Genomic DNA, 11,445 nt, shown 5'->3' with positions numbered 1-11,445 from the left:
GCGGCACTGCGGTTCGACGAGGGCTTCCCGGTGAACAAGAAGCGGGTCCATCGGCTCTGGCGTGAAGAAGGTCTGCAGGTCCGTGCGCATTCGCCACGGAAACGGGCCGGGCAATCCTCGGTGCCGGTGATCGACGCCGATGCTCGGAAGACGGTGTGGGCGTTGGACTTCCAGTTCGATTCGACCCTCGACGGACGGGCGGTGAAGATCGCGTCGATGGTCGACGAACACACCCGCGAGTCGCTACTGCACGTCGTGGAACGGTCGATCACCGCCGAGCGGCTGGTCGCCGAGCTGCAGCGAGTGTTCACTGCCACCGGCGGGCCACCGAAGGTACTACGCATGGACAACGGCCCGGAGATGATTTCGGCTGCGCTGCAACAGTTCTGCGTTGATCGCGTCGGGATCGTCTACATCCCACCCGGAACACCTTGGAACAACGGCTACATCGAGTCGTTCAACCGGCGGCTGCGGCATGAATGCCTCAATCGCAACCATTGGACCAGCCTGCTCGAAGCCCGGGTCGTGATCGGCGACTTCAAAACCGACCACAACCATCGGCACCGACACTCGGCACTGAGCTACCTGACACCGGCCGAGTACGCTGCCACCTGCAGCCACACCCATCACCCCGTGGTCTGCGAGATCAACTGAAACCGATCGACCCCGGACTCAAAGACCGGATGGTCGCATCATCGGGGACCGGCCACAGGCTTCTACAACAGCCGACTCATGATGATCGCGTCCCAGAGTTCACCGTTGCGCCGCCGGTAATGGGCGCGCAATGTGCCTTCGGTTTCGAAGCCGGCGCTGTGGTAGAGCCTGATCGCAGGGAGGTTGTGCGGCCAGACCTTCAGGGTCGCCTTGTGGGCGTGATGGTGTTTGCACCAGTCGAGGAGATGGTCGAGCAAGGTGCCGCCGACGCCGGCGCCTCGGTGGTCGGCCGCGATCATCATGGTGATCTCGGCGACGCCCGGTGTCGTGAAGTCGGCGGTTGCGACCGCTATGACACCGGCGGTGCGGTGGTCGCCGACGATGACACCAGCGTTATCCGCGGCGATCTGCTCGGACAGTCGGGCGGCGGCCTTGTCTTCGTCTACTGGAGGTTGCGCGCCGATCCACTTCCGTTCGGCCGCCACTGCGACGCGCAACCGGACCGATGACGGCACGTCCTCGACGCGGGCGGGCCGGATCACCACCTCCGCATTGGGTTTCTTGGTCTTCGTGCGCGTCGGCAACAAGCCGGTGATGACGTTCTTGCCGATCAGGGTGGCTTCGAGACTGCGCAGGATCAGTTCATTGCCGATGTTGGAGAGATGGATTCCGTCGGCAAGCCACGGGCTGGGGGTACCGTCGCGTTCGCGCAGTAGGGCGGCGGTGGTGACGAACGCGCCCCAGTAGTCCACGAACATCGCGCCGGCCTCGTGGGCTGCCTTCTGTGCGGCGAGGTTGTAGGCGAACAGGTCCTCGTTGATCGACACCGCGTCCAGGCCACATTCACCACCGACTGGAGGTGCGGCAAGGCAGATCACCCGCCGTGTCCGCGGCTGCAGGTGCTCGAGAATCGCTCGATAGTTTCGGGTGAACTCCTCGATATCGACAGCTTCATGATCGCGGCCTTGCGCGCGGCGCAGCACGTCGTTGGTTCCACACTCCAGCAGGGCCAAGTCCTGGTCGAGGTCTACCCCGACGACGTCGGCCAGCAGGTCCCTGCTGGTGGCACCACCGCGGCCGTGATTGTGGATCGTGAACGCCACGTCGGGAAGCTTCATTGCCAGAGCGGTTTCCAGGCGAGCCACGAACCCGGCGTTGTGACGACCGTCGACGGTCACTGTGCCGCCGGTGTCCGGAAGGTCTGCCAGGGCGGTCAACCGGGACGAGGCCGCGACCAAGTGCTCGGTGTGGCTTGTGCCCCAGCAGCGGAGCACCACAGGTTGGCCCGGTGGTGCGGACTGTGGTGGCCGCCGGTCGGCGTCGGGATCGAAGGCCATTGCGATCGCCGGTGAGCCGTTCATCACCGTCTGGTTTGGGGAGTCCGGGGTGATGTCGGCGTAGATCGTGTCGACGATGTCTTCAAGACTGTGGGCCGCGTCGATGCGTACCTCGTCCACGAACCCGAGGGGGTCCCACCCGTGGTACCAATGGCGCATATCGTCGCGGTCGAACTCGGCTGTCTTGGCACGCCGTCCGGAGTGACGCTGCACGGTGTCGGCGAAGGTGAGGTCGAAGGCGTAGAAGCATGCCCGCTCCGCCGTAGCGGCGAGCTGTTGGAGCATGGTGCCGTAGCGGCGTGCAGTGAGGATGCCCTCCACGACCACGGTGAGTCCGCGTTCGAGGCCGAGCGTGGCGATGTCGCGCAAGAGGTCGATGTTGTAGCCGCCGGTGACATCGGACTCGCGCAGGAACTCCCGTCGCACGACATCCTGACCGATCACCAGGCACCGCCCGCGGTCGAACCGTCGCTGCAACTGGCGGGCCGCGGTTGTCTTTCCGGAGCCGGAGTTCCCGCGAATGACCACGAGCCGACCGGTTTTCGTGGAAGTGTCTCTGATGCACGATTGCGGTGGGGTGCCCGCTGAACCGGCTGGTGTCCGCACCGTGAGGGCGGTCCGGATGCGGTCGGCCAGTGCTGCGAGCTCCGGCGGTGAGTACGCCAGAATGCCGTTCTCTGCCGCCACAGCGTGGAACTGCTGTTCCCGGCACGGCACCCCCGGCGGTAACGGCGCGATGTGCCAGTGAATGTGCGCGTTGCCGTCGTTGGACCCCATCGAGAACAGGTACAGGCGTTCAGGATTCATCGCTTCGGCGACACCCCTGGCCACTGTGTGGACAGCTGATTGCAGTCGAAGATATTCCTGCGGCGTCAGATCCCGGGCGACGTCCTCGACGTGTCGGCGGGGCACCACCAACACAGAGCCCGGTAGCGTCGGGTACTTGTTGAGGAAACCCACTTGTTCGCCATCGTCATAGACGGTCTCATGCTCGAAACCAGGTGTCCCGGCAAGGAACTCGCAGATGAAACACCCTCCGGTGCGCACCCGTGCCTCGTAGCCCACGATGTCCATCGGGACGCGTCGCCGCCGCATCTCGGCTGCGGTGTCGGTTGACGCTTCGGGTTTGGTGGCGATCAGGTGGAAGAACCGGGCGCCCTCGAGGTACGGGCGGCGGTCGGCCACAGCGTTCTCCAACCGCAGCAGCTTGTCGAAAAACGCGGGGTCGTGCTTGGCGTCGTCGTCGGCGATCAGGTCGCACACGGCACGGACCCCGTAACGCAGCGGCGGGTTCATCCCCGCGCCGAGGACGTATCCGACGACTTCGTCTGCTGTGCGGGAAGCGTATTCCAGACCGTAGGTGGCGGACTCGCGCTGTGTGGTGTTCAACAGGCGCAGCGCTTCGTCGAGATCGCTTCGGCGGACCGCGGCGGCCATTGGATCCGATGAGGGCTTCGGCGCCAGAATCGATATCAGCCCACCGGTGCGCAGCAGTCCCACCAGCCCCTCGATCACCGACGCAGGTTCGGCGAGGTACTGAACCACGTTGTGCAGCAGGACGATGTCATATTGCCGGTCGCGCAGATCCGATGCCGCCTGGCGTATGTCGCCGGCATGGCATTCGATTCGGTCTTCGACGCCGGCTTGGGCAGCGCGTGCGCGAGTGGCCTGCAACCACCGGCTCGAGGTGTCCACGACCGTAACGTGGTGGCCCGCGCGCGCGAGCCGCACCGCGTCGATGCCGTTGCCGCCGCCTGCGTCCAGGACTCGAACACGACGATCCGGCAAGTGCCGGGCCAGGTTAGCGAACACCTGCTCATACCGTAGTCGGCCCCACGGCGTCTCCTGATACGACGTGAAGTCATCCAAATGACGGTCGAACTCCGACAATGCCCCTGCCTCCCGCCTACAGTTGCCGCCCGTGGACGCGCCCCGGAATCGACACGTCCTGCATCGACTCCCTGCCGCCCCGAATCAGATCCAGTAGCGTCGGATCAGCGTCCCGTCACTCCACGGCTCAACCGATTCCAGTGTGCCGCCGCAAGATTCGATGATCCGGCGGCTTGCATCGTTGCCGTTGTCGCACGTGATGAACACACGCTCGATGCCCATCCGGTGCGCGAGGTCCAGACTCTGCTGCAGGATAGCGCGGCCGTGGCCCCGGCGTCGGTGTTCGGCGAGGACGGCGTAACCGATGTGTCCGCCTCTGAGCGCCAGGTAGTCGTTGAGCGTGTGCCGGATGTCGGCGCGGCCCACGATTTCGTCGTTGACGGTGGCGATCAGAAACGTGGCGGGAACGATGCCCTCCGGCAAGTTGCGGCCCCGACGGTAGTCCTCGAGCACGTCGAGGTACTGCTTCCAGTCCATCGCAGGTTCCAGACCGAGAGCGAAGTCGAAGCCGTCCTCGGCAGCCATCACCTGGTGGGCTGCGCGTACGACCTTCTCGTCGCCCATGCGAGGGGAGCGCAGAATCACGTTGCCGATGCTGAAACCGTTGATGGACATGGCTGAACGGTAAGTCCACACGATTGCGGAGTCGATCGCTTTTCCCTCTGGCACATCGAGGTTCACTGCCATAGTGGGCGGCCGGTCCGCGACGCCCACGCGGCGAGGCCCGCGCCGGCCACGAGACCGATGTTCTACCCAACCCCCGGAGAGGCCGCGAGAACACTTGGAGGATTGATCGGAGTGCTACTTCAGTTCGACGAACTCGCCGAAGCTGTGGAATACCATCAAAGCATCACCGTTGCCCGAAACGCGCGCCCGAGGTAAACGGGCTGCCCAATCCCTACAACCCCGGCCTGGCCGCCCGCTCCGCGTGGCCGCTGCGGAAGGGGTTGGCGGGATTGGGAATTCGGGGGTTGGATGCCGTCTACGACGTTGAACATGTTTCCAGCGGTTCGCATTTCACACTTCCGGCGATACTCGAGCGGGGCTTTCCGGGCGTTTGTCCTCCGCGAGTGCGTGTCCGCGCGGCTCATCCTGGGGCCAGGATTCCGAAACTCGACTATCTGGAACCGTGTGACCAGGCGGGCATGATCTGCGGCCGACCGCTGCAGCGGCCTACTGCTCCTCGTCGACGTGGTCGGGAACGTTTCGTTGGAGGCGTTCTGGTCGGTGATCGTCGGTATGCTGCGAGGACTGACCTGGTGGGTGGCCGATGGATCGCGAGCGGGGGTTGTTGAGCGGTGTCCGACATCGAGGGTAGTGACGTGTTGCGGTCGGAGATCGGGGCGTTCTATGCGGGTTTCGGGCAGCCCGAGGTGCTGCAAGAGGCGTTCAGGGAGGCACTGCTGGTGGTGCCGTTGATCGATGAGGACCGGGTGTATACCTCTCGGTTCGGTGGTGTGGATTGGGTTTGCGCGTTCACCAGCATCGAGGAGTATGCCCGCTACATGAGCGCCCGCGGTGTCGATCCGGACCAGGAGTACCGCTATCACACGCTGCTCGGCAGCCGCCTCGCCGAGTACGCGGCAAGCCGGGCCGAGCCGACCGGAGTTGCTGTCGATATGGCGGGTACAGCGCCGATGACGTTCCCGCCGAACGTTTCCGAGACATCGACTGCTGATGGGAACCGCTGATGGGTGAGCAACTGAATGTCGATCCGGCAGTGTTGCAGCAGGCCGCGGATGGGATCACCGGCGTCATCAGTGGACTGTCCGATCTCGGTGTCGGCGAGACCGGGGCGATGGGGCGAGGGTTTTCGTTGTTGACGTTGTCGCCGATACAGGCGGGTAAGTCCTCGGTGCAGAACGCGTTCGAGACGTTCACCGAGCGGTGGTCGTGGGGTGTGCGCGCGTTGGTGCAGGCAGGCAACGCGATCGCGCAAACGTTGGGGTTGGCGGCGGGCCGCTATCACATCATGGATGAGAAGTTCTCTGACACGTTCAAGGAGATCACCACCCATTTGATCGGGAACCCGCATCTGTCGAACGAGGAGATCGACAAAAGGTCGTGGGGAGAGACTCTGGCCGATAACCAGTACAACCAGATCCGCAACCGTGACTACAGCGCCGAGTCGTTCCAGAACGCGTTCAACCAGATCGGCACCAACATCGAGGTCATCCAGGCGGCGGGCCCGGACGCACTCGCTGGCGCAGTGCCCGGGGTGCACTGGAACACCGGCGCGGCGCAGCGGGCCGCTGAGATTCGTAATGGGCAAGGGGGGCAATAGCTTTGGGTATCGGGGATTTCGTCAACTCGGTTGGTGACGCGATCGAGCACGGTGTCGAATCGGTCACCCAGAACGCGGGCGAGCTCGCCGATTCGGGGTTGGACGCTGCCGCCACGCTGGCCCGCAACCTTGGCGCGGACGGGGTCGCCGAAGGGCTGGACGATCTCGGCGACAAGATCGCCGACCTGGCCGGCGGTGAAATCCACGAGCGTGAACTCGGACAAACCAAGGATCCGAAAGAACTGATCCGCGGTGACCCCTCAGCGATCCATGACGCCGCTGAAGCGTTGCAGAAGATGGGTGATTCGATCGGGCAGACCGGTGATGCCCTGCGCACCGTGAACACCGCGGACTGGACCGGGACCGCGGCCGAGGAGTTCCACACCGAGTTCGCCAAACAGCCCAAGCTGTGGTGGGAAGGCTCGGACGCGATGCACAAGGCGTCGAGCGTGCTGGGCAGTTGGTATTACGAGGTCACCGCCGCCCAAACCAAAGCCGCCGACGCAATCGCGCGATGGGATGCCGCCGATACCGAGGAAACCAGCAAGAAAACCCAGTGGAACGCGCTGTCCGATGAGCAGAAACGCAAAAACCCACTGGTCGACACGTGGACGTCGATACGCAACGAGGCCCGCGAGATCCTGCGCGGCGCCCGCGCCCAACGCGACAACGCCGCGACCTCAGCCGCAGCCGCATTGGCGGCCGCGACGGAGTCCGCGCCGACCGAGCCGCCGTTCACCGAACGCTGGACCGACAACCTCTCAGATCTATCGGGGTCGTTGGATCAGGCGAAACTGAACTTCACCTCCGGGTTGTTGACCAGTTTCTCCGGGATCGTGCAGTTCGTAGGTCAGGTCAGTCCGATGGACGCCTACAACCTCACTCATCCGGCCGAATACTTCTCGGGGATGTCGGATCTGGGCACTGGCCTGGTGGTGGCTGCCGCTGATCCCGGGGCGACGACGTCTGCGATCTTGTCCGGTGCCCGCAAGAACCCGTCGGAATTTTTGGGCTCGCTCACCGGGGATCTGATCACCACCGTCGGGACCGGTGGTGCGGGCGCGGCCAAACCCGCACTGTCGGCGTTGGACAAGGTCGGCGACGTCTCCAAAGTCACCAAAGCCACCCACACCGTGGCCAGCGCGGCAGAACACGCCCCACACCCCACGCCCAGCACGCCCCACACCCCGTCCTCGACTCCGCACGAAACTGGCACACCAACCAGCACGCACCCGACGACCGAAGCACCGTCCTCGGCCCCGACTGGGCACGAGCCAGGAACATCAACCGGAACCCAACCAACCGCGGCCGAGCCCGGCGCGCACCCGAACGCAACCACCGAGTCTCCAACACAGCCGGGAACGACCCCGGCCCAGCCTGAAACTGCCTCGCACACACCCGAACCGGATGCACCCCGGCCCGACAATTCAGCCCCGGGCCATTCCGAACCCGAGTCACCGCAAACGTCGCCGCATTCCGACACGAACCCGGCGCCACACGAGACGGATTCGCCCACAACCGATCATGGCGGCGATGCTCCACAGCAGTCCCACGACCCAAACCCGGGACACGACAACACCGGCCCGGACGGACACGGCGGGGACGACACAACCCCGGGCGGTCACGACGGGCCGAGCACCGATCATCAACAGCCCCGCCACGACCAATCGCACGAGGTTCCCACTCCGCAGGAGCGCGCGGAGGCAGACCATGGTGCAGGCGATACCGCACGCGAGAACGGTCCCGACAACAACCGCACCGAAAACGAGACGACTTGCGACAGAGACCCGGTCGACATCGCGACCGGTGAATTCCTGTTGCCGGAAACCGATCTCGATCTCCCCGGCGTCCTGGGGTTGGTGCTGCGACGAACTCACCGGTCGAAGTTCCGGTTCGGCCGCTGGTTCGGCCCGTCGTGGTCGGCGACTCTGGACCTACGCCTGGTTGTCGAGCACGAAGGCGTGAGTTTCATCGGCGAAGACGGCCTCATGCTGATGTATCCGCATGCCGAGGTCGGTGTGGCGGTCGAACCGGTGACCGGCGGGCAACGGTGGCCACTGACCCGCACCGAGGTCGGCGGCTACCGGCTCTGGGACCAACAACGGGAAATAATCTGGCATTTCGCACCCGAACCGATGTTGGGCGGCCTCGAATCACGGCTGGGGAACTATGCGGTATCGGCGATCACCGACCGCCACCGCAACCGGATCCGCTTTCATTACGGCGCAGACGGCGCTCCTGTCGAGATCTCCCATTCCGGTGGCTATCGGGTCCGCGTCGAGACCGCCGCGGGACGGGTTACCAGGCTCTCAGTGCTCGGCTCCGATCCTGAAGGAGGTGAAACCACCAGTCGGGTAAGAACATTCACCTATGAAGCGGGGGAGTTGGTCGCGGTCACCAACGCGGTGGGCGCCACCACCGTCTACACCTACGATGCCGAGCATCGGATGACATCGTGGACCGATTCGGCCAATAGCCGGATGGTCAACACCTACGACGAGGCAGGCCGGGTGATCGTGCAGCGCGGTACCGCAGGCGTGCTGAACTCCACCTTCGACTATCTCGACTTCCCTGACGGCACCGGTCGCGTCACAAACGTCACCGACTCGCTCGGTGCGGTGACCGGACATGGATTCGACAGAGACCTTCGGCTTCGGGACCTGGTCGATCCTATGGGCGGGCGCACGCACATCGACTACAACGTCGACCGCAAACCATTGAGAGTCGTTGCACCCGATGGTGCCACGACCCACTATCAATTCACCGGTGACGGTGACCTCGCCAAGGTGAGGCGACCCGATGGGCGATCGGTCGAGTTCGAATACACCTGGCGCAACCGGCCCACGGTGATCACCAACGCTGACGGTTCAGTACAACGGCGCGAGTGGGACAAACACGGCAACCTCGCCGCCGTTATCGACCAGGCCGGTGCACGCACCGAATACCGCTACCACCCCAACGGAGCCATCGCTGAGATCATCGAGGCCACCGGTGCGCGCACCGTCGTCGAGGCAGACGCGGCCGGGTTACCAACACAGATCACCAATCCCTACGGTGCGGTCACCCGCATCGAACGCGACAGCGTCGGCCGTCCGATCCGGATCACCGACCCGCTGGGAGCGGTGACCCGATACGGATGGGCCGCCGACGGAAAACCCCTGCGCCGCAATGACCCCGACGGCCACGCCGAAACCTGGACCTACGACGGTGAAGGCAACCTGCTCAACCACACCGACCGCGCCGGCGGGGTCACCCGGTTCACCTACGGCGCGTTCGGCCTGCTCGAATCCCGTACCGAGCCCGATGGTTCGGTCACCCGCTACGCATGGGACACCGAGCAGCGCATCAGCGCGGTCACCAACCCACTGGGACAGAGGTGGTCATACGAATACGACCGGGCAGGGCGTCTGGTCGCGGAAACCGACTACACCGGCGCCACCACCCGATACAGCCACGATCTCGCCGGTCGCGTCAGCTCCGTCACCGCGGCCACCGGCATCACTCGCCACCACACCCGCGACACCCTCGGCCGCGTCACCGAAATCGCCGCCGATAGCGGCGAATGGCTCCGCTACACCCACGACTCCCTCGGGCATGTCCTCACGGCCATCTCCGGTGGCGGTGAAACCCCCACGCACACCCTGCGATTCGACTACAGCCCTAACGGAAACCCCACCTCCCAGCAACTCGACGACCAGCCGGTGATGCGGCACGCCTACGACCTGTGCGGCCGCCGGATCCGCCGCATCACCCCCACCGGCGCGGCCACTACCTGGGACCACGACTTCACTGGCCGCGTGCGCCGGCTCAACACCGACGGCCACGACATCAGCTTCGCCCACGACCCCCTCGGCCGGGTCACCGGGTGGCGCATCGGCGAAATCGCCGTCAACCGCACCCTCACCAGCATCGGCCGTGTCTGCGACCAGGACGTCGTAGCCTTTCCGGGGTCATCACTAGACCTCGATCTCGCCACGGCGGGCCGCCCCAGCTCCCAGCGGGTCCGTCACGATGAATTCACCTACCGCCCCGACGGATACCTCACTAGCCACACCACCACGCGCGCCGACACACAGGTACGCAGCGACTACACCCTTGATGCGATCGGCCGAGTGACGGGTGTCACCAGAGGCGGAATGCTGGCGGAGCAATACAGCTACGACCCCTTGAGCAATATCACCGCATCGCCGATAGCGACCACGACCGCGGACCGAGTCGACATGACGAGATCGAGGGCCGCGCACCAGGATTCCGATTCCGACGGCCGCCGCGAATACCGCAACAACCTACTCATGCGTGACGGCCGCACACGCTATCACTACGACGAATCCGGGCGCCTGATCCGCAAAACCAGGACCCGCCTGTCCCGAAAGCCTGAGATCTGGCATTACCGCTACGACGCCTTCGACCAACTCACCGACGTCTGGACCCCGGACCGTCAATGGTGGCGATATACCTACGACGGCCTCGGTCGCCGCACCACCAAACAGCACGTTGCCACCGACGGCACCGTCCTCGAGCGCACCGACTACACCTGGGACGGCACCAACCTCATCGAACAAACAACCGCCGAAGCGACGACCACCTGGCAGTACCAACCCTATTCGTATACACCCATCACCCAAACCACCCGCCAAGAAACAGTCGATCGCGAGTTCTACGCGATCGTCACAGATCTCGTGGGCACCCCAATTGAACTGACCGACCCACAAACAGCACGCACCATCGCTACCGCGACCATGGATCTGTGGGGCAACACGGTGTGGCGTGGCGAGTCGGTGTCGCTTCTGCGGTTCCCTGGCCAGATCTACGATCCCGAAACCGGGCTGCACTACAACCTGCACCGAACCTACGACCCCACGACAGGCCGATTCCTCACCCGCGACCCACTCGGATTAGCCCCAGCACCGAACCCGAACATCTATCCACACAACCCGACATCGTGGATCGACCCCCTCGGCCTCACATGCAAACCGTACTGGCCCAAAGGGCAAGCATCCGACATCAGCTCAATACCAGGCAGTACCGGATGCGAAGACGTAGCCCTCGACATCCAGGAATCTCTCGGCGGAACGCGAATGCGACTCACCGACCAATACGGAGCCCCATCCCTCGGGCAATACCGAGGACAAGACACATTCTGGGGCCACCACGACGTCGTGGTCAAAGACGGACGCGTCTACGACGCTTGGACAGGCCCCGCAGGCGAGCCGATCGATGTGTACCGCAGCCACTTCCAATACGGCGACGATCTAGCCTTCACCCCACTCGGATAGAAAG

Annotated in this window: 6 protein-coding genes; 4 read left to right on the top strand and 2 right to left on the bottom strand. The window is 64.5% G+C overall.

From position 1 onward, the window contains the following. On the top strand, positions 1 to 654 hold a 654-nt coding region (locus ACIBG0_RS35160), incomplete at its 5' end, for an integrase core domain-containing protein (protein WP_397038663.1). 62 nt (positions 655 to 716) lie between these two features. On the opposite strand, the gene ACIBG0_RS35155 is transcribed toward ACIBG0_RS35160, so the two are convergent. Together ACIBG0_RS35155 and ACIBG0_RS35150 are read right to left on the bottom strand one after the other, a co-directional pair. After that, the gene (locus ACIBG0_RS35155) at positions 717 to 3,803 is read right to left on the bottom strand and encodes a GNAT family N-acetyltransferase (protein WP_397038661.1); all 3,087 of its coding nucleotides are present in this window, start codon (positions 3,801 to 3,803) and stop codon (positions 717 to 719) included. Positions 3,804 to 3,965: 162 nt separating this feature from the next. Then, positions 3,966 to 4,496, bottom strand: coding sequence for a GNAT family N-acetyltransferase (locus ACIBG0_RS35150; protein ID WP_397038659.1), 531 nt, complete (start codon positions 4,494 to 4,496; stop codon positions 3,966 to 3,968). 683 nt (positions 4,497 to 5,179) lie between these two features. Between ACIBG0_RS35150 and ACIBG0_RS35145 the strand changes: the two genes are divergently transcribed. From ACIBG0_RS35145 to ACIBG0_RS35135, 3 genes are read left to right on the top strand one after another with little or no spacing between them, the layout of a single operon-like run. Beyond that, the gene (locus ACIBG0_RS35145) at positions 5,180 to 5,572 is read left to right on the top strand and encodes a hypothetical protein (protein WP_397038657.1); all 393 of its coding nucleotides are present in this window, start codon (positions 5,180 to 5,182) and stop codon (positions 5,570 to 5,572) included. Then, positions 5,572 to 6,165 (top strand): type VII secretion target, encoded by a 594-nt coding sequence (locus tag ACIBG0_RS35140; protein WP_397038656.1) that lies wholly within the window; start codon positions 5,572 to 5,574, stop codon positions 6,163 to 6,165. The genes ACIBG0_RS35145 and ACIBG0_RS35140 overlap by 1 nt, the downstream gene beginning before the upstream one ends. Before the next feature lie 2 nt (positions 6,166 to 6,167). After that, positions 6,168 to 11,441, top strand: coding sequence for a putative T7SS-secreted protein (locus ACIBG0_RS35135; RefSeq protein WP_397038655.1), 5,274 nt, complete (start codon positions 6,168 to 6,170; stop codon positions 11,439 to 11,441). The last annotated feature ends 4 nt before the right edge of the window (positions 11,442 to 11,445 follow it).

The sequence above is a fragment of the Nocardia sp. NPDC050630 genome, assembly GCF_044457245.1.
GTDB lineage: Bacteria > Actinomycetota > Actinomycetes > Mycobacteriales > Mycobacteriaceae > Nocardia.
Note: the sequence above shows the minus strand (reverse complement) of the source record. Positions and strands in the feature narration are given on the sequence as shown.